The 20,989-nt window shown below is 22.4% G+C and carries 22 protein-coding genes; 12 read left to right on the top strand and 10 right to left on the bottom strand.

Annotation, left to right across the window (positions count from 1 at the left end; all coding sequences use genetic code 11):
• Positions 1–21 precede the first annotated feature (21 nt).
• The 3 genes from ACZ5EC_RS08515 (at position 22) to ACZ5EC_RS08505 (ending at position 4,310) form a co-directional block, all read left to right on the top strand.
• Positions 22–1,485, top strand: coding sequence for a 3-dehydroquinate synthase (locus tag ACZ5EC_RS08515; protein ID WP_464302053.1), 1,464 nt, complete (start codon positions 22–24; stop codon positions 1,483–1,485).
• A gap of 63 nt (positions 1,486–1,548) precedes the next feature.
• Positions 1,549–2,376, top strand: a complete 828-nt coding sequence (locus ACZ5EC_RS08510; protein WP_464302052.1) for a type I 3-dehydroquinate dehydratase — start codon at positions 1,549–1,551, stop codon at positions 2,374–2,376.
• A gap of 38 nt (positions 2,377–2,414) precedes the next feature.
• Positions 2,415–4,310, top strand: coding sequence for a shikimate kinase (locus ACZ5EC_RS08505; RefSeq protein WP_464302051.1), 1,896 nt, complete (start codon positions 2,415–2,417; stop codon positions 4,308–4,310).
• A 181-nt stretch (positions 4,311–4,491) separates the two neighbouring features.
• Here ACZ5EC_RS08505 and ACZ5EC_RS08500 read toward each other — a convergent pair whose 3' ends face one another.
• The 4 genes from ACZ5EC_RS08500 to ACZ5EC_RS08485 are packed head-to-tail and all read right to left on the bottom strand — an operon-like array spanning position 4,492 to position 6,469.
• The gene (locus tag ACZ5EC_RS08500) at positions 4,492–4,956 is read right to left on the bottom strand and encodes a TRM11 family SAM-dependent methyltransferase (protein WP_464304160.1); all 465 of its coding nucleotides are present in this window, start codon (positions 4,954–4,956) and stop codon (positions 4,492–4,494) included.
• Complete coding sequence (locus ACZ5EC_RS08495; RefSeq protein WP_464302050.1) at positions 4,953–5,492, bottom strand: DpnII family type II restriction endonuclease; 540 nt, start codon at positions 5,490–5,492, stop codon at positions 4,953–4,955. The genes ACZ5EC_RS08500 and ACZ5EC_RS08495 overlap by 4 nt, the downstream gene beginning before the upstream one ends.
• A gap of 33 nt (positions 5,493–5,525) precedes the next feature.
• The gene (locus tag ACZ5EC_RS08490) at positions 5,526–6,104 is read right to left on the bottom strand and encodes a DNA adenine methylase (protein ID WP_464304159.1); all 579 of its coding nucleotides are present in this window, start codon (positions 6,102–6,104) and stop codon (positions 5,526–5,528) included.
• 5 nt (positions 6,105–6,109) lie between these two features.
• A complete protein-coding gene (locus tag ACZ5EC_RS08485; RefSeq protein ID WP_464302049.1) occupies positions 6,110–6,469 on the bottom strand; it encodes a DNA adenine methylase in 360 nt (119 codons plus the stop codon).
• Between the two features lie 270 nt (positions 6,470–6,739).
• Here ACZ5EC_RS08485 and ACZ5EC_RS08480 point away from each other — a divergent pair, with 270 nt between their 5' ends.
• The 3 genes from ACZ5EC_RS08480 (at position 6,740) to ACZ5EC_RS08470 (ending at position 10,260) form a co-directional block, all read left to right on the top strand.
• Positions 6,740–6,925 carry a P1 family peptidase gene (locus ACZ5EC_RS08480; protein ID WP_464304158.1) on the top strand — a complete coding sequence of 62 codons (186 nt, stop codon included), beginning with the start codon at positions 6,740–6,742 and terminating at the stop codon, positions 6,923–6,925.
• 51 nt (positions 6,926–6,976) lie between these two features.
• Positions 6,977–8,938 carry a 3-phosphoshikimate 1-carboxyvinyltransferase gene (locus tag ACZ5EC_RS08475; protein ID WP_464302048.1) on the top strand — a complete coding sequence of 654 codons (1,962 nt, stop codon included), beginning with the start codon at positions 6,977–6,979 and terminating at the stop codon, positions 8,936–8,938.
• Between the two features lie 137 nt (positions 8,939–9,075).
• The gene (locus ACZ5EC_RS08470) at positions 9,076–10,260 is read left to right on the top strand and encodes a chorismate synthase (RefSeq protein ID WP_464302047.1); all 1,185 of its coding nucleotides are present in this window, start codon (positions 9,076–9,078) and stop codon (positions 10,258–10,260) included.
• Between the two features lie 10 nt (positions 10,261–10,270).
• Here the strand turns inward: ACZ5EC_RS08470 and ACZ5EC_RS08465 are convergent, their stop codons facing one another.
• Positions 10,271–10,621 (bottom strand): Crp/Fnr family transcriptional regulator, encoded by a 351-nt coding sequence (locus tag ACZ5EC_RS08465; protein WP_464302046.1) that lies wholly within the window; start codon positions 10,619–10,621, stop codon positions 10,271–10,273.
• Positions 10,622–10,648: 27 nt separating this feature from the next.
• Here ACZ5EC_RS08465 and ACZ5EC_RS08460 point away from each other — a divergent pair, with 27 nt between their 5' ends.
• Both ACZ5EC_RS08460 and ACZ5EC_RS08455 read left to right on the top strand, forming a co-directional pair.
• Positions 10,649–11,011 (top strand): hypothetical protein, encoded by a 363-nt coding sequence (locus ACZ5EC_RS08460; protein WP_464302045.1) that lies wholly within the window; start codon positions 10,649–10,651, stop codon positions 11,009–11,011.
• A gap of 210 nt (positions 11,012–11,221) precedes the next feature.
• Positions 11,222–12,400, top strand: coding sequence for a hypothetical protein (locus tag ACZ5EC_RS08455; protein ID WP_464302044.1), 1,179 nt, complete (start codon positions 11,222–11,224; stop codon positions 12,398–12,400).
• Positions 12,401–12,436: 36 nt separating this feature from the next.
• On the opposite strand, the gene ACZ5EC_RS08450 is transcribed toward ACZ5EC_RS08455, so the two are convergent.
• Positions 12,437–12,859, bottom strand: coding sequence for a NifB/NifX family molybdenum-iron cluster-binding protein (locus ACZ5EC_RS08450; protein ID WP_464302043.1), 423 nt, complete (start codon positions 12,857–12,859; stop codon positions 12,437–12,439).
• Between the two features lie 27 nt (positions 12,860–12,886).
• Entirely contained in the window at positions 12,887–13,168 is a 282-nt protein-coding gene (locus ACZ5EC_RS08445) for a DUF134 domain-containing protein (RefSeq protein WP_464304157.1), read from the bottom strand.
• 616 nt (positions 13,169–13,784) lie between these two features.
• On the opposite strand from ACZ5EC_RS08445, the gene ACZ5EC_RS08440 reads away from it, so the two are divergent.
• The gene (locus tag ACZ5EC_RS08440; protein ID WP_464302042.1) at positions 13,785–14,786 is read left to right on the top strand and encodes an Rpn family recombination-promoting nuclease/putative transposase; all 1,002 of its coding nucleotides are present in this window, start codon (positions 13,785–13,787) and stop codon (positions 14,784–14,786) included.
• A gap of 772 nt (positions 14,787–15,558) precedes the next feature.
• Here the strand turns inward: ACZ5EC_RS08440 and ACZ5EC_RS08435 are convergent.
• The gene (locus ACZ5EC_RS08435) at positions 15,559–16,797 is read right to left on the bottom strand and encodes an IS110 family RNA-guided transposase (RefSeq protein WP_464301685.1); all 1,239 of its coding nucleotides are present in this window, start codon (positions 16,795–16,797) and stop codon (positions 15,559–15,561) included.
• A gap of 284 nt (positions 16,798–17,081) precedes the next feature.
• Between ACZ5EC_RS08435 and ACZ5EC_RS08430 the strand changes: the two genes are divergently transcribed.
• The 3 genes from ACZ5EC_RS08430 (at position 17,082) to ACZ5EC_RS08420 (ending at position 18,666) form a co-directional block, all read left to right on the top strand.
• A complete protein-coding gene (locus ACZ5EC_RS08430; RefSeq protein ID WP_464302041.1) occupies positions 17,082–17,555 on the top strand; it encodes a universal stress protein in 474 nt (157 codons plus the stop codon).
• Between the two features lie 115 nt (positions 17,556–17,670).
• Positions 17,671–18,210: a hypothetical protein gene (locus ACZ5EC_RS08425; RefSeq protein WP_464302040.1), complete on the top strand. Its 540-nt coding sequence runs from the start codon at positions 17,671–17,673 to the stop codon at positions 18,208–18,210.
• A gap of 36 nt (positions 18,211–18,246) precedes the next feature.
• A complete protein-coding gene (locus ACZ5EC_RS08420; protein WP_464302039.1) occupies positions 18,247–18,666 on the top strand; it encodes a VanZ family protein in 420 nt (139 codons plus the stop codon).
• Between the two features lie 24 nt (positions 18,667–18,690).
• On the opposite strand, the gene ACZ5EC_RS08415 is transcribed toward ACZ5EC_RS08420, so the two are convergent.
• Both ACZ5EC_RS08415 and ACZ5EC_RS08410 read right to left on the bottom strand, forming a co-directional pair.
• The gene (locus tag ACZ5EC_RS08415; RefSeq protein WP_464302038.1) at positions 18,691–18,894 is read right to left on the bottom strand and encodes a hypothetical protein; all 204 of its coding nucleotides are present in this window, start codon (positions 18,892–18,894) and stop codon (positions 18,691–18,693) included.
• Between the two features lie 187 nt (positions 18,895–19,081).
• Positions 19,082–20,713, bottom strand: a complete 1,632-nt coding sequence (locus ACZ5EC_RS08410) for a cation:proton antiporter domain-containing protein (protein ID WP_464302037.1) — start codon at positions 20,711–20,713, stop codon at positions 19,082–19,084.
• Between the last annotated feature and the right edge of the window lie 276 nt (positions 20,714–20,989).

Below are 20,989 nucleotides of genomic sequence, written 5' to 3'. Positions count from 1 at the left end.
TTTAAATAAATAGGGAAATTTATGAAAAATATATTTAATAATAATATTATATTCGTTAATGATACTAACATAGATGATAAAAAAATTGATAACAACCTTTTTAATATAGTAAATTCATATAGTGAAGCAGTTTCATTTCTAAATTTAAAAGTTTATAAAAATTTTCAAGTTTCAAAAATAGTTTTTATTGTTGATAAAAAGGTTTTTACTCTATATAAAGAGGAATTACTAAATTTATACCTTATATTTAATAAAAAATTAATCACTCATGAATTGCTTAAAATAAATGATAACAAGGATAATAAACAAAATGATTTAGATAATTTAAGTGAATTACAAAAATCATCTAAAAATGTTGTTTTAAAAAATTTTATATTAATAAATGCAACTGAAAAAAATAAAAATTTAAAAACTTATGAATATATATTGTCAAAATTGATTAAACTAAAAGCTGATAGAAATACATTAATTGTAGGAGTTGGAGGAGGAATAGTTACAGATATTACAGGATTTGTAGGTTCAACATATAAAAGAGGAATTAATTTTGGGTTTATCCCAACAACTTTACTTTCAATGGTTGATGCGTCTATTGGTGGGAAGAATGGTTTAAATTTTGGAATGTATAAAAATATTGCTGGAAATTTTAATAGTCCAGATTTTATTATTTTAAATCCTGGATTTTTATTTACCCTTAATAAAAAACAGATTTTTAGCGGATTTTCTGAAATCTTGAAATATGGGTTAATTACTGAAAAAAAATTCTTTTATGATGTTTTTGTGTTTCTTAAAAAAATTTTTAATAATAATTCAAATTTTACTGAAAAAGAATTTTTAAATCTGTTAAAGGAAAATTTGAATAAAATTACATACTTTATTAAACATTCAATAGAGATAAAGTTAAATATTGTTAGAAATGATTTTGATGATAAGGGAATAAGGAATTTATTGAATTTTGGACATACTTTTGGACATGCGATAGAAAAATTAAGCAGAGGAAAAATAGAACATGGTATTGCTGTTTATATTGGTATGATAATTTCTTTAATAATTTCAAAATATTATTTTAAAATGAATTTTTCTAAAGATAATAATGAAATATCTAATGATAATATTCAAAAAAAAGATTTTCAAAATTTTGAATTAATAGCAAAAAATACAATTTTTAGATTTAATAATAGAATATTTAATAATAAAAACATCAATATTGGTAATAAAGAGTATATAAAAAATATTAATTTTAATAATAAAGAATTTACAAGAGAAGGAGACAAGGAACAAGAATTTGAAATTGTAATAAATGGTCTGGTTTCATTAATGGATTCTAAAAAGTTCAAATATCTAAATTTAAAATATTTAAATATAGATAGGTATTGGCAAAAACTTTTTGAAATAATAAAAAATGATAAAAAGAGTATTAATGAATTAATTAATTTTATAATTCTTGAAGAAATTGGAAAAGCAAAAGTTGTTAAATTTAGAATCTGATTAATTATAATTTTTAAAGTTTAGTGATAACTATTTTGGAAAAATTAAATCAGGATAATGCATGTGGAAGAAGAAAAGCTTAATAAAAAATTATGTGTAACTATAAAAGGGAAAAACATCAAAGAGATTAAAAGATTAGTTAAAGACCTTGATTTTGTAGAAATAAGAGTAGATTTGATTGATGATTTTGATTATGAAAAAGATATTAATAAACTTCGAAAAATAATTAATTATATGAATAAAGTAATATTTACAATAAAAAAAGATAAATTTAATTTTAAAATAAGGAAAGAACTGGTACTTTTTTGTTTTCTTTCAAATATATCCTATATTGACATTGAATATGATGATATTGAGTTAATTAAATATTTTTTTCATTTCAAATCAGAATTTTTAGAATTTAACAATAGAATAAAAACAAAAGTTAATAATAAAAATATTATTTTGGCAAACATTCCATATTTAATTATTTCATACCATAATTACAATGAATTTCCTGCATTTAAAGAATCTTACAAAATTATAAAAAAAATAATAAAAAATAATCCTGATTTTATTAAATTTATAGTATATTCAAAAAAAGAAGATTTTGATAAATTGAAAGATTTTATTGATTTAGTTTATATAGAGAAAAGGTATGATGTTAATCAAAATAAAACTAATAGAGAGAATAAAATAGGGAATAAGTATATAAAGAAGCTATTAAGTGAAATAAAAAACTATAAAAACAGGGTTATATTTTTTACAATGGGGGAATATAGCTTATTTTCAAGAACAATAAGCGTAAAAAAAGGAGCCCCTTTTACTTATGTCGCTTTATCAAAAGATAAAAGAGCTGTTTCTGACCAACCTACAAAAGAGGAATTTATCAAATATTATTTTGAAAAATAAAGCTTTAAAAAATTCTTATTTTAAACTAATATAGATATATGATAATATTATCTGGAGTTGCAGGAAACCCAATTTTACATAGTTTAAGTCCAGCTATTTTTGATTTTTTATTTAAAAAATATAAAGTTGATGCAAAATACTTAAAAATTTCATGTGAAAATGAAGTTGAACTTACTAATTTGATAAAAGAACTTAATTTAAGTTATATTAATATCACTTCCCCTTTAAAACAAAAAGTATTAACAAATCTTGATTATAAAGATTATCCTGTTAAAAAATCTAACTCTTGCAATACTATTGTTAACTACAAAAATAAACTTTATGGGTTTAATACAGATATAATTGCACTAAAGAAAATACTGGAAGATAATGTTTTTAATATTTACTTTCAACAGAATGAAAATATCAAAAATAAAGGAAATATAAATATTCTACTTCTGGGTGCAGGTGGTGCTGCATACTCTGTTTTATATGCAATTAATATCATTGTTTGTAAGTTAACTAAAAATGGTATAAATTTAAAGATTAATGTGGATATTTTAAATAGAACAAAAAGTAAAGCAATAAAATTGAGAGATCAATTTATAGAAAAAGATTATGATTTTGAATATCAAGATAACAAAAATTATAAAGAAAATAGTAATTTAAATAATGAAAATTCTGAAATTGATTGTAAAAATAAAAAGAATGATTTTAAAAACAATATATTTAATATTAAAATTTTGGATAGTTTACAGGATAAAATTAATAAATTGGTTAAAGTGGATGTTGATAATTATGATGTTATAATCAATACAATTCCTGATAATAATTATTTACAGAAACTATTTGGTAAATGTGATGAATTAAATAAAAAAAATATGATTATAATTGATGCAAATTATAAAAATTCATATTTTCAAGAATTTTCAAGAATTTATGGGTTTAAATTTATAGGAGGGTTAAACTGGCTAATTTTACAGGCAGTTGAAGGATTTAATATATTTTGTAAATTTAGAAATAAAACATTTGAAAATAAAACTAATATATTTGAAAATAATAAATTTAAAAATAATAAATTGAAATACAAAGATAATAAATCTAAAAGTAATTTATTAAAAAATAATAAAATTAAAAATAATTTTCTTTTAGAAAAAATAAAAAAACATGTTTTAAAATCAAAGAAGAAATTTTTGAATAAAAACAAAGGGATAGCAATAATTGGTTTTATGGGATCTGGAAAATCAACCATTGGGAAAAAGGTTAATGATAATATTAGTGTTATCAATAAAAAGATTAATAATAAAAGGATAAATATTAAATATTTTGATACAGATGAAATTATTGAAAAAGATTGTAATATGCCAATTGCTGAAATATTTGAAAAGTATGGTGAAAAGAAATTTAGAAAAATTGAAAAGAAAATATTAAAAAAAATAATAAATGGAAATTGGCAAAACAGGTATAAAAATGTAAATAATAAAAAAATAAATTCTTATGATTATAAAATGAACAAAAAAAATAGAATAGGATATCAAAATAATAATTATGATAAAATAGATAATAATACCGATAAGATTATTTTATCAGCTGGTGGTGGAGCTATTTTAAATAAATCTATAAGAAATTTATTAAAGAAAAAATTTATTGTAGTATGGCTTGTAAACAATTTTGAAACAACTATTTCTAGAATTGAAAAGGATAGTAATGTCAGACCTCTGGCTTATAAAAAAGATGATTTTAAATCTAATTATAAATTGAGAAAAAATGACAATTTAAATAATGAACCTATATTAAACGAAAAAGTTATTGTTGATAAAAAAAATCTAAAAAAAATGTGGGAATCAAGAAAAAAATTTTATGCTGAAATTTCAGATATTGTAGTATTTACAGAAAATAAAGAAATAAATCAAATTTGTTTGCAAGTAATTAATGAAATAAAAGAGTATTTGTAAAATAGATATTTAATAAGATGAAATTTTAATAAGTTTTTAATTTGTAAAATAGTTTAAAAGGGTATGCAATAGTTTTATGGTTTACCCATGCTATATTTAAATTTACTTAGATTTTCATCTTTTTTTGGTTTTCTAAAAATAAATAAATGTTCATGCATTATTAATAAAAAATTATATTTATTTACCATTGCTTTCCAGTATAATGTCTGCTTTTTCTGGTGTCTCCAATCAGGATGGCACAATATGAATCTTCTTTCAAAACTCTATAAAATTCTTTAATAGCTTTTTCAAATTCATTTAAAAATTTTTTAACACTTGATATATTTGAAAGGTCATTTTTTATTTTACCATCAGAATATTTAATAATATTTAAATATGGAGGATGTGTTAATATTAAATCTACACTTTCATTTTGTATTTCTTTAAGGTTTCTAACATCTCCAATTTTTACATTTTGATTGTATTTACTATTAAAATCAAAGTCAAGATTTTTTTTAGTAATTTCAATTGCTTCAGGATTAATATCGATACCAATCCCTCTTCTATTTAATAATTTGCATTCTATAAGTGAGGTACCTCCACCTACCATTGGGTCAAGGACTATATCACCTTCTTTAGAATATCTAAGAATAATATTTTTAGCTATTTGTGGCGCAAAGTTTCCTCTATATTTTGAGTTATGTGTTGCCCATCTATTCTTGCATGGGTATCCATCCCAACTTCAATTCCAATTAAATAGTCATAAATGCTTTTTGAAGATAAATTTAGAAAAAAATGTTTTAAACCTGTTTTTTCAAAAAAAACAATAAGTTTTTCAATTTTATTATCTTTTAGATTTTGATTTTCAAAATTGTATTCTATAATTTCATAATTTTTTTCAGAAAAATCTTTAATAATTTTTAATTTTGTATCTCTAATTGCAAGTAATAAGGGAATTACAGGAATTACATTAGGATAATTACTTAAAATATTTTTTAAATCTTGATTAAAATTTTTACTTCCTATTAGTGAGTTAAAAATATTTAATTCAATTTTAAATTTTTCAGCATTTTTTTTAATTTTATCCCAATCTACAAAAAAATTAAAACTTCTGTTTGTATCAATTAAAGTATCATGGAATAATTCAATTATGTTATCTATATTGTTTACATTTAAATATTCATAATATAGCTTTTCTTTCATTATAGCTCCATCAAAATTAATATTAATATTTATTTAAAAATAATTTCTTATAATTAATTCATTAATTTGTCCTCTTTTTGAAGCAATTGAATTAATAGATCTTTTTGCTGATATTCTTTCAATATTAAAGTTTTTAAATAAATCTTCAAAAAAGTTATCATCTTTATTATGGTTTTTAGGATCAGAATTACTAAGCATCAAATATGCTCCATTTTTATCCATTTTTTTAAAAAAGTTAGCTAATCTAATCTGATCTTTATCAGTAAAACCAGTTTCAGTATAACCTGTAAAGTTTGATGTTTTATTTATAGGTCTATAAGGTGGATCAAGATAAACAAAACTATCTTTTTTTATATAATTTTTTGATAATTCGAAATCGTCATTAAATATTTCAGTATTTTGTAAAGCTTTATTAACATTAACTATATTATTCTCATCGCATATTTTAGGCTTTTTATATCTACCAAAAGGAACATTAAATTCTCCTTTTTTATTTACTCTAAATAAACCATTAAAGCATGTTTTGTTTAAGAATATAAGATAAGCTGTTCTAATAATCCATTCAAAAGAATAATTTTTATAATTGAATGTAACAAGCTGTTCATTATAAATATTTCTTATATTATAGTAAAATTTTTTTTCTTTTCTTCGGTTTTTAATGTATAATATGATTTTTCAATTTCTTTTAAATACCTTATTAATTCATTATGATATTTTTGAATAACTTTGTATGCCAAAATTAATTCTTTATTTATATCAAATAAATAAGATTTTTTTATTATGTAATTTCGTTTTAAATAGAAAAAGAAAGCTCCTCCTCCAACAAAAGGCTCAATATAAACATCAATAATTTTTTTTTCTTTATATTTAGCAGGAATTCTTTTGTAAAGTTCTTCAAGCAGTTGTGTTTTCCCCCCAGCCCATTTAAGAAATGGTTTTGCATTTATTAAAAATTCTTTATTAATTGTTGTAGTCATTTTAATCTCTTATAAAATTAATTTCTGCAATATTAATTTAATTTATATAATTTTAAATTACATGATCTAATATTTATTGATTCAAGTAAAGTTTAAATTAATTACTTTTTTTTCAAATTAAAAAATTTATTTGATAAATGGAAAAATTACAATAAACTAAGTTTATCTTTTAAATTATTTTTAATGGTTAAAAAATATAATAAAAAAGGTATTGAAATTAAATCATTTAACCAAATTGTTGAAGAATGTAATGATAGTTATTAAAATAATATTCAGAATTTTGTTATAAACAAAAATATATTTAATATTTCAACTATTAAAGAGGAAAAATTGGATATTGTATTTAGAGCAATATCTGAAGCAACAGAAGAAGCAGTACTAAACTCAATGGTTTGCTCTAATGATGTTATTGGGTATAATGGAAATAAAAGATTAAGTTTAAAAAAATTTATATAAAACAAACCAAGAAAAAACAAAATAATAATTTTTAAAATGACTAAAAAATTGATGAATTTAAAAAAAAACAAAAAAAATATTATTAATATTCCTGCATCTAAAAGTCTATTAATTAGAGCAATTGCTTTTTATTCGATGCCTGATTTTGATTTTAATAAAATTGATAATAAAACAAATAATGAGAAAAATAGAAATAATAATTATAGAAAAAATGATGATAATAAAAAGTTAAAAATTAGTATTTATGATTATTCTATTTTAGAAAATATTAATTTATGTGATGATGTAATTTCTACAATAAAGGTGTTTAAAAAACTGGGAACAGATATAAAGGTTAATAAGATGAAAAATTATATAAAAATAAATAAAAGAAAAATAAATAAAAGAAATTTTTTAAGCAAATCATTTTCTTTACCTGAAAAACTTAATTGTGGAGAATCAGGACTTTTATGTAGAATGCTTATTTCAATAATTCCATATTATTTGCTATTCGATTTTACAATAAAACTATTTCATTTATTTGAAAATACAAAAACAACAATATTAAAAAAATATATTTTAAAAGATAAAAAAAATAAAGATAATGATAATTTCTTAAAAAAGAATATTAAATTAGATAAAGTTAATGAAGGTAAGTTTAATTCAGATTTTAAAAAGAGATTTATTTCAAGTTATTTAAATGGATTTATTTTAAATTATTCAAAGAAATCTGTTTTAATGTATGGAAAAGGAAGTTTAAATAAAAGAGTTCTTGATATTGATCAAAATTATTTAAATCAGGGAATATTAAAATTTTTTAATTTTGAATTTATAGAAAAATATGATTATTTACCAGTTAAGATAAGTTACAATATTGAAAAGTTAAAGGAATTAATAGATTATTTGTATGATTTAGATTCTAATGGGATATTAAAAAATTCTTTTGAAAATAAAGAAGATTATAAAAACGATAAAGAAAATTTTTTAAAAAAGAATGATTTTTTAAAAAAATATTTCACTTTTTTTGAAAACAATTGTAACGAAATTGTTATAAATAGTTTTAAAACTTCACAAATTGCAACTGGTGCTATTTTAGTTTCCTCAAAATTGCCATTTGAAACCACTATAAACTTACTAAATATTAGAAGTAAACCTTATATAGACCTTACATTGGATTTTTTAAGAAAAATAAATGTTAGTTTTGATGTATATGATAATGATGTTAATAATATTGTTCATAATAATTCTATTAAAGACAAGGTTATTTATAAAAATAATTATAATTTAATCTTTTATAAAAATGATAAGCCAATAAAAAATAGTATTTATATCGAAGGGGATTGGTCAGCAGCAGCATTTTTTTATGTTTATAAATATTATATGTTAAAAAATTCTTACATATTTAAAAATGATTATAGACTAAGAGATTTTGATATAAAAGGGGTAGATGTAAATTCAAAACAAGGTGATAGGGTAATTTATGATTTTTTTAATTCAAAAATAAAAGATGAAAAATTTAAAATTAGCAAAGATAATAAATTTAAAATTAATTTTGTTAATGGATATATGGAAAGTTTTAATTTTGATGCAAAGGATAACCCTGACCTTGTTCCCCCTCTTGTTTTATTAGCATCAGGTTTAAAAGGGATTTCAACTATCTATTCTGTTAAAAGATTGAAAAACAAAGAATCAAATAGAATTAATTCATTAATTGAAGGATTTTCAAAATTAAAAGTTAAGCTCCATTATGATGATGATAATGACCTTTTGAAAGTTTATGGCGTTGATATTTTAAATCAAAGGTTTTTTAATAAAAATTCTAATAAATTCAATTTTGATAATAAAAACAATAATTTAGATGATATAAAAAAGAAAATAGTAATTAATTCTTTTAATGATCACAGAATAGTTATGACATTTGCTTTTGCTTCATTGATTTTTAATAAAAAGATAAAAATACTTAATGAAAAGTCTGTAAAAAAGTCATTTCCAGATTTTTTTAAAGAATTTAATAAATTGAAAAATAAAAATTAATAGTTAAAAATATAAGTTAATAGCAAAAAATAAAGTTAATAAGTTACATTAAAAAGGTAGAAATATTAATAGAAAGATCAATAGTAAAAGTGGTTATAGTAATAATAGTAATAAAAAAATAGTAATAGAGGTATTGTATGAATAGATTTGGAAATATTTTCAATATACAGATATTTGGGGAGTCACATGGGAAATATATTGGTGTAACAATAGATGGAGTACCATCAGGAATTAAATTAAGTGAAAAGGATTTTGAAAAGGATTTAAAAAGGAGAAAACCAGGTGGTTCAGGAGAAACAAAAAGGATTGAAGAGGATAAACCATTAATTATAAGTGGAGTTTTTAAAGGTGTTACAACAGGAATGCCTGTTACCATTCTTTTTGAAAATAAAAGCTATAATTCAAAAAATTATGAAAAGATAAAAGATATTCCAAGACCAGGTCATGCTGATTTTGCTGCATATATAAAGTATAATGGGTATAACGATTATAGGGGTGGGGGACAATTTTCAGGACGAATGACAATTGCTTTAGTTGCAGCAGGTGTTGTTGCAAAAAAGATAATTAAACCAATTCAGGTTGAAAGCTATATAACAAAAATTTATAAATATGATATTAAAAGTGATACAAATCATACAAATCATACAAATCATACAAAAATTAATCCAATGAAAGATAATTTAGCAAAAAAAATAAAATATAATTTTAATGATATATTCAATGAAAAAGACAAAATAAATTACAAGAATAAAAAAGAAAGGAATGAAGAAACAAAAGGAAAAAATAACGATGAATCAAATAATTTTAATATCTCCAAATTTATTGAAAATATTGAAAAAGAAGGTAATTCAGCAGGGGGCATTATTGAATGCAAAATAACTAATGTTGATGCAGGGTTAGGAGAGCCCTTTTTTAATTCAGTGGAATCTATGTTATCCCATATCCTTTTTTCGATCCCTTCAATTAAAGGGGTTGAGTTTGGACTTGGATTTGAATTTTCACAATATCTTGGAAGTGAAGTTGCTGATATAATTGAAGATATTTCAGGAAAAACTAAATATAATTATAATGGTGGGATAACAGGAGGTATAACTAATGGAAATGAAGTTTATTTTAGAGTTGTATCAAAACCTATCCCAAGTATTTCTAAAAAAATTAAAACTATAAATTTAAAAACAGGTAAAAAAGATGTTTTGAAAATAGAAGGACAACATGATTCTATAATTTTATTTCGTTTACTACCTGTAATTGAAGCTGCAGCAGCTATAGTATTTGCTGACCTTGTATTATATAATAAATTATATGGAAAAATGGAGACATAATTATTTTTATTTAGTTTTTTATGTTTATTTTGATAAGATTCCCTTTTTTGATTATTTTCCTTTTTTTTGCAAGAATAGACAGTCTTCTTGAAAGAGATGGACGTTCAACATTTATAAAATCAGCTATTTTATCAATAGTATAAGGTAATTTAATCCATCCATTAAGATCTGGTTTAATTTTTCCTTTTTTTAACTGGAGTTCTATAAAAAATAGAAACCTTTTATCTATTGTTTTAAATTGTAGTAATAATAATTTTTCATATATATTGTAAAATCTATTGGCTATCAATTTGTAATAAGCCTGTTCAAATCTCTTATCTTTATGAATTAATTTTAAAATTTTATGTTTAGGAATAAACAAAATTTCACAATCTTCAAATGCTTTAATATGAATGGAAATGTAAATTTTAAAGAACCTCCATTTTTTGATAGATTAACAATTTATGTTATAGTTTCTCTTATTTTGATAATTCTTTCAGGATTAATTCAAAGAAAAACAGGTTTAGTTATTAAAAAAATAACAGATTATAGTCAAACCTATAAAATTTTACACCTTATAAAGTTTATTTTAACAGGTTTTATGCTCATATTTATAATTTTAAGGCAGAAAATGAGATTAAAGGAAAAAAAAGAAAAACTAAGAGGTGAGAAAATTATCAAATATAATAAAAAAAGAATATTCCCAATTTTAATTAATTCGAGTCTTGCATTAATAATTTTAATAATCAGTGGGATAATGGCTGCTATTTAATTATAATTCTGGAATGTCATAAGTTGATATTAAGAAAAAGTGTATTATTAATATATAAGGATTAATACAATTTATTGAAATAATAAGTATCCAGAACCCTGTAAAAATGTTCATCGTTTTTAACGATTTACTTTTTAAAAGTTATATAATACTTAATTACTAAAGTAATAAGTATTTTGTAATGATATAATAAAACAAAATGGAGGGTATATGAAAAAGATTGCTATAGTTTTCCTTATTTTAATTTTTGTTTTCTTTTCCATGTATTCATGTGAAGCTTTAACAAAAGTTACAGAAAAAATTCCTGAAATAGCCATGACTATCCCTGCAAGTTTGGCATCAACTGTAAAAAGTGTTAAAGCAACAACAGGTGCACCTGATGCTCCAGGAGTTTTTCAACCTTTTAGAGATGCACTTTCAGCAGCAGATTGGGGAATTGACACTGTTAATCAGATTATTAATACATTGAATGAAAATTATATTCCAGATTCTTTTGCAGGTGTAATTGGAAATTATTATGTTGTTGTATCAACGGATTCATCAAGAACTTATGCTGTTAGAATCAATATTTATAATGGAACAACTGAAGATCCTGCTACATTAATGTTACAAATTAATTATAATAAGGGTGAAGTAAAAGGGGAATTTATTCTTGATGTTCAACAGATGGATTCAAGTTCAGATGTATCAATGGTAAAGATTTTTTATGATGGTACTGTAACAGGTTCAGAGCAGTTAAAAGGATGGGTTACATGGGATACTTCTTCACCTTCTTCAGCTATTTATCCTATTAACTTATACTTTCATGGGTATAAAGATGGTGATTTAATAGATTTTGAAGGTGGTGTTTTATATAACTATGTATTTGATGATGGTACAAATCCACATTCTTATGAAGCAAACCATGTTTATATGTTTAAAGCAGTAAATGACCCGGTTAATGATTATTCAACAGTTAAATTATATTTCCCAGAAAGTACAGTTTCGGATAATACCAGTTTAAAATCTATTGATGAAGCTTTTTTAACTATTCTTTTTACATGGGTTAACTATCCAGAAAATAATGATGTTCAAAGTGCTCTTACTTCAGCTGGAATTGGTTGGGATGAAAATGCTGGTGTAACTGAACAGGATTTTAAAACTAATTTAGAAACATGGCAAACTAATAATCCTGATGATCCATCTCTTGATTCAATACTTTTTATTTTAAATCTTGATAATCCAATTTATTACAATAATGTTGATGGTTATGTTGCAAATGGAGCATCTCCAGCTGTGGATGTTTCTGCATACCCTCTTGCATTATTACTTGATTCTATAACTTTTATTTATACACCAGATGATTTTGAAAATTCAACTGATTTTAATATTTCTTTTTTAACTGATTAATAAAAAAAGGGGGTAATTCCCCCTTTTTTTTATCCCTTATTTACAGTTTTCATCATGATCACAATCACTTTCTCCATGATTATGGTATTTTTCTTTAACAGTATATTCTTTATCTTCAATTTTTTTCTCAAGATATGCCTGAACTAAACTTCTAACATCACCTGCTGCACCCCTAAATACAGTTATTCCTAGTTGCTGAAAAAATTGTATTGCTCTTCCTCCTATACCTCTAACAATCAATACATCTACATTTTCTCTTTTTAAATAATGAGGAATATCACCAGGACCATGATTATCTAAAGGGTTTTTGATAATCTCTAAAGAATATTGTGAATCATCTTCAGAATTTTCTTTCTCATTTTTAATTTCTACAAAAGCAAAATATGGAGCATGTCCAAAATGCTCTGAAATAATAGAGTTTAACCCATTATTTTCTAAAACTGGTATTGCTAATTTCATCTTATCCTCCAGAATGTTTTTTGTTTTTTAACATTTATTTTTAATTAAAATAATTTTATTATTAAGCAAAGAATCAACTATTTTTTTTCTTCCCCTTTCCAGTATACGTTGAACAGTGCCTCGTGATACACCCATAATTTTTGAAGCTTCAATTTGACTTTTCCTCTCATAATCACATAATCTTATAGCTTCAAATTCATCAAGTGTTAGGGTATTTGATTCACTCATATGAATAGGAATACCAACAGGCTTAAAAACTTTATCATTTTCAAGGAACCTGCAAAATCGTTTTTTCTTTTTAAAGGGAATAAGCCACTCCTATAATTTATATTTGTGCATATGCACATAAGTTAGTTTAATTATATTTTTTAAAATGTAAAGCATTTTTTTGTTAATAATAAAATTGAAATTATTGAGATATTTAAAAAATAAGAAATAGATTCTATCATTATTAAAATTTTTATCGCTAAGTTAGTTATGTAATTCTATAATTTAATACTTTTAAAGCAGTAAAAAAAACAACTAATATATTCTGTTTAGCCTTTAGCAACTAACAATCGCTCAAAAAATTTTAATAATGATAGATAACATAACTTTAATTTATTTTGATTAAATAATTTATAAATACAATAATTTCGAATTTTATTATTAACTGCACATGCCATGGAAATAATTTATTCTCTTTTGCCTTTGGCAACTGACATCCACTCGAAAAATTATAATAAGGATAGATATAGCTTTCATTAATTTAATTAAATATACCAATTTCAATTTTGTTATTAACTGCACTTACCACGAAAATAATATTTTCTACTTAGTCTTTGACAACTAACATCCATTCGAAAAATTTTTTCATTCATGCAACTTTTTTGAATATTTTCTTGTCTATAAATAATAAAAGACAAATAAAAAAGGATTATGCAGTATGAAAGATATTTATTTTAATTTTATTAAACATCCACATGATACATTCTTTAAAATCGTTTTCAAAAATATTAATAATGCTAAAGATTTTATTAATATTATACTACCTGATAATATTAAAAAATATATTGATATTGATAACCTAAAAATTGTTGACTCTTCATACATTACAAAGGAATTTAAAAATAGATTTGCTGACCTTGTTTTTGAAACTAATTTAATTAACTCTAAACATAATATTAACATTTACTTCCTTTTTGAACATAAATCATATAAAGATAATGCTATCTTTATTCAACTATTACGATATATGTTAGTTAAATGGGAAAAAGATTTTCAAAACAATAAAGATTTATCTTTAATAATACCTGTTGTTTTTTATCATGGAAAAAGTAAATGGGATATTGATACAGAATTTATAAATAATTTTAAAATAGATAAAGAGATTAAAAATAATTTTAATAAATATTTATTAAATTTTAAATATCTATTTTTTAATGATAGTAAGAATAAATTAAGTTATAAAGTAATGAATTATAATAGATACTTGAAATTAGCTCTTGATGTATTAAAATATAAAGCAGAAGAGGATAAGGAAATAATATACAAGATACTTGATATAATAGATGAAGAGATTGAAAATAGCGAAATAAAAGGAATATTTTATGTATATATATTGTCAATATTGAAAAGTGAAGATAGAGAAATGGTGATAAAAAAACTTGAAGAGAAGGAGAGCAAGATGCCATCTATATTAGAATCATTAATAAAAGAAAGCAAAATAGAAGGATTAAAAGAAGGTGAATTAAAAGGAAAACTTGAAGGGCAAATACTTGATAAGCAACAGGTTTTAATAAAATTGCTTAATTTAAAGTTTGGAATAACTGAAGAAGAAAAGCAAGTTATATTAAATTGTTTTGACAAAGATAAACTTGAGAAGGGGATAGAAAAAATCCTTTTTGTTAATAATAAAATTGAAATTATTGAGATATTTAAAAAATAAGAAATGGATTCTATCATTATTAAAATTTTTTTCACTAAGTTAGTTATGTAATTTTATTATTTAATCATTTAAACATTAACTACAAACAAAAATATTAAATATTTTATGTCTTTGACAACTAACAATCGTTCAAAAAATTTTAATAATGATAGATAACATAACTTTAATTTATTTTGATTAAATAATTTATAAATACAATAATTTCGAATTTTATTATTAACTGCACATGCCATGGAAATAATTTATTCTCTTTTGCCTTTGGCAACTGACAATCACTCGAAAAATTTTAATAATGATAGATATGTATTACTTTATATAATTTAATTAAATATTTTAAAAGATAATAATTCCAAGTTTTATTATTAACTGCATCTGCCACGTAAAAATATATTTATCTTTTAAGTCTTTGACAACTACAATCCAGTCGAAAAATTATAATAATGATAGACATATAAATTTAATTTATTTAATCAAATATACTAATTTCTAATTTTATTATTAACTTCAACTACCACAAAAAAATATATGCTTTTTACATATTAAATTAAAAAAAATTAAAATTTTATTGACAGGATTAGAATAAATAATTATTATTTATGTAAAGATTGGCATATATCAAAATGACAAAATTAAGGTTAAATTTTAATTATTAAGAATAAAACAAATTTAAATTTAATTTAAAAAGACATCCTATAATATGTCAACAAAAAAAATAAAAAAAATAGGATGTTGACAATCTAATATAATTAGTGTTCTTTGACATTTATATATATCAGGCACAATGAGGTTTAGCAACAAAAACCTTAACAGGATCATAAATAGAGGAATAAGTATACAAATGCCAGATAATTTTAGCAAGCTTAACCATAACTTTAAAAATAGCTTTTTTAGAATTACCTCCTTTGTTAATTTCATTAAGGTAAACCTGTTTTAATTCATTATTATGCATTAAAGCAGATACAGCACAACAATATAATTGTTTTTTAACAATAGAGATTCCTTTTGATTTTTGATATGTTCTATCTTTAGAACCACTTTGATCTTTACCAGGGTAAAGGCCAATGTATCCTAAAAATTTATTTACATTATTAAATTTATTTAAATCACCACAACAACCAATGATTGTTGCAACTGTTTTTTTACCAACACCAGGGATTGATAAAACAGCTTTTATAGGGTTAATACTATTTTTGTTATTATTATCAGAATAATTAAATTCTAAATTTTTTAATATAAGGTTAATATTTTTTTCTATATTTTTTATTTGTTCAAGAAGAAGTTCTAACACAGTAATTTGATTTCTTAGATTAAATTCATTAGCTTTAATGCCATTATTTGGAGTAATAGAAATTTTAGCAAATTCAATAATTTTTTTAGCTTTATGTTCAGAATTATTGTTACCTTTAATTGATCTAAAAATTTTAACAATATCGTTTTTGTTAGCTTTGGCTAAAGCAAAAGCAGAAGGATATTTTTTTAAAATGGTTCTTGATGTAACATTAAAAGGGTCTCTAAAAACAATATCATACTCATAAAAAGTTTTTTGTAAAATACTTGAAATTCTTCTTTTGAGATTGTATATTTGTTTCATAAGGAAATTGTATTCCTTTATGAGTTCTCTTAGGTTAGAGACATCATTTTCTGGAACCAGTGATTCTTTAATTAATCCAGTAGATAACTGGATAGCAAGATTTAAAGCATCTTGTTTATCAGTTTTGGTATGTTTATTAAAGGATTTAGAGAAATAGGAAGAGGAATAAGGATTAACAAGAGAAATTTTATATCCTTTTTCTCTAATACTAAAGAACACTGGTTTCCAGAAAACATTAGTTGCTTCTAAAGCAAATTCAAAATCATTTTTATTATTTGACAGTTTATTAATAATTTCAAAAAACTTTTTAAAATTCTTAGAATTATGAATTAATTTAAATTTTTTAACAATCTTTCTTTTTTCATTGATAATACAAACTTCAGAAGATTTTTTTGCTACATCAATACCTACAAAAAACATAATTCAACTCCTTTTAATTTTTTTAATATCTGGCATTTGCACAACCTCGAATACACAGTGAGACGAATAACTTCGAATCCTGTAACATCCTGAATATTTGCTAAACAGCCTGATATATAGATTTAAGATGGATAAAATCAAAATTCTTTATTAAGTCTTTAAAAAGACAAGGAGATTTTTATTTGTATTTTATCCATTAAACACATATCATATTTATTATCCCTAATATTATTAGGTTGTCAATAGTACTTTTATTTTTAATATATTATACGAGGAGAAATATAATGTTTAAAAAAATTTTATTTCCCACAGATTTTAGTAAAGGTGCTTTTAAAGCAATAGAAAATTTTGCAAAAAACAATAATACAGAAATTGAAGAATTAATACTTTTACATGTTATTGAAGAATCTGTTATTGAAGAGATTATGGATAGCTATTCTTATTATTTTAATAAATACAATAATGAAAATGAAGAAATAAAGGATATTGAAAAAAAATTAAAAGAAAGAAATTTGAAACTTTTAGAAGAAAAAAAAGAACTTGCCCAAAAAACATTGAATCCGAAAAAAATTAAAATTATGGTAAAATTTGGAACTCCATATAAAAAAATAATTGAAACTGCTATTGAAGAAGATGTTTCTATGATTTTATTACCTTCACATGGAAAGCTTGATTTTACACATGAATTTTTAGGTTCAACAACGCATAGAGTAATATTAAAAACTAAAAAACCAGTTCTTTTAATCAAAATTGTTTAAAATATTAATATATCCAAAATATTCTATATTAATTTCTTTTTTTATATTTTATAATTGTTAGTACAATTTTTAATTATTTGTGTAATTTTTAATTAATAGAAGAAAGGATTAAATAATGGGAAAATTAAAACTTGGATTTTGTCCAACAATGAAACCATATGCAAATCTGATAGGGAAAAAAATTAAAGAAATTGAGTTAGTGGAGATTCCCAGTGCAGCAATGGTGATGAACTATATTAACTATGAGAAACTTGATATGGCTTTAATTGGTAGAGAAGCTTATTCTAGAGAATTATCAAATAGTATAAAGAAAAGAAGATTGAAAAATGGGTATACTTTAGTTTATTCTGAAAAAGTTGGTATTCCTGAAGATCAACTAAAAGAAATATTAATTAAGACATACCTACCAGAAAATATTGTGAAAAAAGTTTTACCAGGTATAAAAAATGTTGAATTTTATAAATCACTTGAAGAATGTGAAAAAGCTGAAGATTATCCTATGTTAATTGATTGGAAGGATTTTAAAGATTCATATGAATTGCTAATTCCATTGAAAAGAAGTGGTGGAAAGTCACCTGTTTTTAGAGCTCCGATTATATATTATAGAGATAATGTTAATGAAGAGATTATTAAAAAAATTGAATCTATAATATAGATAAAATTTTAAATTAAAGTATCCGAAAATAAATTTATGAAACAGATTACACTAATATTTTTTATTTTTTTTATTTTTGTTTTTACAAGTTATATAGATATTAATGCTCAGGATTTACCTCAAGACAAGATTTTACATTTTGTTATCTCAGGAAATTTATTTTTGTTATCATTTTATTGTTTTGATACTTTTTCAAATATAAATTATAATCAAAATTATTTTTTATCATCTGTTTTTGCATTTATACCAGAAATATTAAAAGAAATTTATGATTCAACAAAACCTGATAATTTTTTTGATGTTTATGATTTGTTAGCAGATATAACAGGGATATTATTTTATGAATTTTTAGTTTATATTTTTAATGAAATTTCTGAGAATAAAAATACTGTATATATTTTTAAAAAAAGAAGCTGCCTTAATTTTAAGGCAGCCTTTTTATTTATTGTGGGATAAGAGAAAAATTTTAATAAAATTCGTTTAAAATTTATAGTCAGGATCAGTTATATTAGTCTTATTTCCTAATGGAAGAAAATCTTCTAAATCTTTATTATATCTAATTCTTCGATAATTACAGTTGTTTTTAAAGCTTCTTTTAAACATTTTTTTCCAATTCCATAAGCAAAAATCATAGATGAGGTTAATACCATTATAAAAAAAATTATTGTAGTGTTTTTTTAACATTAATCTTTCCTTTTTCTTTTTTTTTAAAGAGAATCTTGTTTTCTATTCCATTTGTATTAGTAATATAATGATGAAATGTGAATTTAATGTGAAGACAAAAAGTAAGTTTTGTGAATTGTTGCTTAATATGTGTAGAATATGTAAAAAAATAATATATATAAAGTTAAATAATATATTAAAAAGTATATTAAAAAGATTCTTTTAGTTTTAATGTAGCATTTTTTAAAAGTGATTTGATATTCTGCATTGAAATTACACCTATAATTTTTAAATCATTTTTTTCATCAACTACAGGTAAAATCTTTAAATTATAGGTTAACATAATATTATATGCTGTTTTTAAGTTATCAGTTATTTTTATTTTATGTATGATAGGGCTGGTTATATCCTGTGCAATAATCAAATTAGCTGTTAATTCATCATTTTCGTATATTAAAGGTTTTAAAGTGGATAGATCAAAACTACCAATTACATTATCGTTTTCATCAACTACATAATATTCATCATAATTTGATAGTGCTACTTCTTTTAAGATTTGAGGTAATGTATAGTTGTAAGGAATTAAATGAGGATTGGAATCAATGGATTCTTTAATTTTAATTTTTTCTAAAATTTCTTCATCACTTATTTTTTTATAAGTTTCATCTGCTTTAGTAATTGCATATTTAACAAATGGAGGTCCTATTATTTGAACTATAAAAGTTGAAACAGTAACAACATTTAAAACTGTAAATCCAATTGTTGGAAATTTGTTATATGTGGATATTGCAAGACCAATTGTTACACCAGCTTGAGAAAATAAACACAACCCCATATATTTTGCAATTTTATCAGGAGCCTTTGTAATTTTAGCAGCTAAAAAAGGACCAATGTTTTTACCAAGAGTTCTTGCTATTACATAAAGTACAGCTATAATAACTATATACAGGTTAATTTTCTGGAAATTTAACCTTGCACCAGCAAGTATAAAAAATAATAGATATATTGGAGGAGAAAACTCTTTCATAAGATCAAAAACTTTTTCAGAATATTTTGGTGCAATGTTTACAAATGTAACTCCAAAAAACATTTCAGCTAAAATCAAATCAAAATCGAGTAATTTAGCAACTGCAACAATGAGTAAAATAGAACCAAAAGTGAAACTTAGCAAAAGATCTTTTTCGTGTTTATATTTTGCAGTAAAATCCAATACCCATTTGTAAAAAAAAGCAATTCCTGCTCCGAGTATAAAAGCACCTATAATCTGATATAAAGGTAGTAGAACAGTTGAATAAAGAGTTATCCCTTGATGTTTTATTAACATTTTAGCAGTTGATTTTGCAAAACTATATAAAAGTAATGCAAGTCCATCATCAAGTGCAACAATTGCAAAAACAAATGTTGTCAATGACCCTGCAGCTTTATATTCCCATAATACATCAACAGTTGCAGCAGGGGCTGTTGCAGAAGCAAGTGCTCCCAGAATTATAGCCATTGGAAAATTATGAGTAAAAAAATAAACTATTAAGGTAACAAAGATAAAAGCAAATAAGCCCTCAAAAAGGAGAATTATAATCAATGTTTTTCCAAATTTTTTAAAAACTGATGCTTTTAATTCTCCTCCAACCAGAAAGCCTATAATTCCCAGTGCAATATAATTAAGTGGCGCAAAGTCCATAACTATTTTTTCAGTAACTAAATTGAATCCAGAAACTCCTAAAATCAATCCAATAACAATATATCCAACAACCTGTGGTATTTTTAAATTTTTAAAAAGTCTTGCTCCAAATACACCAATAATTAAAGATAAAGCAGTTATTAAAATAATATGTGCAGACATTGTACTGTCCTTATATAATAAAGATATTAAATTTTTATATAATCAAATCTATTTATAACTTTTAACAAATATACAAACCTATTTAAAATTATACTTATTCAGTTTAAAGTCAATATTAATATAAAAGGGATGAAGTTTTATCGATTTTTTAATTTTAATAAAAGTTAATTGAAATTTAAATAGATGAGATGAAATTTTATAGTTATTAATTTAATTATGGGTATTAATTAAAATTTGTATTTGCAGTAAATATGGAAAATATATTAAATTCTATTA

Source organism: Exilispira thermophila, assembly GCF_055389015.1.
Note: the sequence above shows the minus strand (reverse complement) of the source record. Positions and strands in the feature narration are given on the sequence as shown.

Excerpts from the sequence above, each read along its gene's own strand:
- ACZ5EC_RS08515 (WP_464302053.1), top strand. The coding sequence starts at position 22 with ATGAAAAATATATTTAATAATAATATTATATTCGTTAATGATACTAAC.
- ACZ5EC_RS08505 (WP_464302051.1), top strand. The coding sequence starts at position 2,415 with ATGATAATATTATCTGGAGTTGCAGGAAACCCAATTTTACATAGTTTA.
- ACZ5EC_RS08495 (WP_464302050.1), bottom strand. The coding sequence starts at position 5,492 with ATGAAAGAAAAGCTATATTATGAATATTTAAATGTAAACAATATAGAT.
- ACZ5EC_RS08485 (WP_464302049.1), bottom strand. The coding sequence starts at position 6,469 with ATGACTACAACAATTAATAAAGAATTTTTAATAAATGCAAAACCATTT.
- ACZ5EC_RS08475 (WP_464302048.1), top strand. The coding sequence starts at position 6,977 with ATGAATTTAAAAAAAAACAAAAAAAATATTATTAATATTCCTGCATCT.
- ACZ5EC_RS08470 (WP_464302047.1), top strand. The coding sequence starts at position 9,076 with ATGAATAGATTTGGAAATATTTTCAATATACAGATATTTGGGGAGTCA.
- ACZ5EC_RS08460 (WP_464302045.1), top strand. The coding sequence starts at position 10,649 with ATGAATGGAAATGTAAATTTTAAAGAACCTCCATTTTTTGATAGATTA.
- ACZ5EC_RS08455 (WP_464302044.1), top strand. The coding sequence starts at position 11,222 with ATGAAAAAGATTGCTATAGTTTTCCTTATTTTAATTTTTGTTTTCTTT.
- ACZ5EC_RS08450 (WP_464302043.1), bottom strand. The coding sequence starts at position 12,859 with ATGAAATTAGCAATACCAGTTTTAGAAAATAATGGGTTAAACTCTATT.
- ACZ5EC_RS08440 (WP_464302042.1), top strand. The coding sequence starts at position 13,785 with ATGAAAGATATTTATTTTAATTTTATTAAACATCCACATGATACATTC.
- ACZ5EC_RS08435 (WP_464301685.1), bottom strand. The coding sequence starts at position 16,797 with ATGTTTTTTGTAGGTATTGATGTAGCAAAAAAATCTTCTGAAGTTTGT.
- ACZ5EC_RS08430 (WP_464302041.1), top strand. The coding sequence starts at position 17,082 with ATGTTTAAAAAAATTTTATTTCCCACAGATTTTAGTAAAGGTGCTTTT.
- ACZ5EC_RS08425 (WP_464302040.1), top strand. The coding sequence starts at position 17,671 with ATGGGAAAATTAAAACTTGGATTTTGTCCAACAATGAAACCATATGCA.
- ACZ5EC_RS08420 (WP_464302039.1), top strand. The coding sequence starts at position 18,247 with ATGAAACAGATTACACTAATATTTTTTATTTTTTTTATTTTTGTTTTT.
- ACZ5EC_RS08415 (WP_464302038.1), bottom strand. The coding sequence starts at position 18,894 with ATGTTAAAAAAACACTACAATAATTTTTTTTATAATGGTATTAACCTC.
- ACZ5EC_RS08410 (WP_464302037.1), bottom strand. The coding sequence starts at position 20,713 with ATGTCTGCACATATTATTTTAATAACTGCTTTATCTTTAATTATTGGT.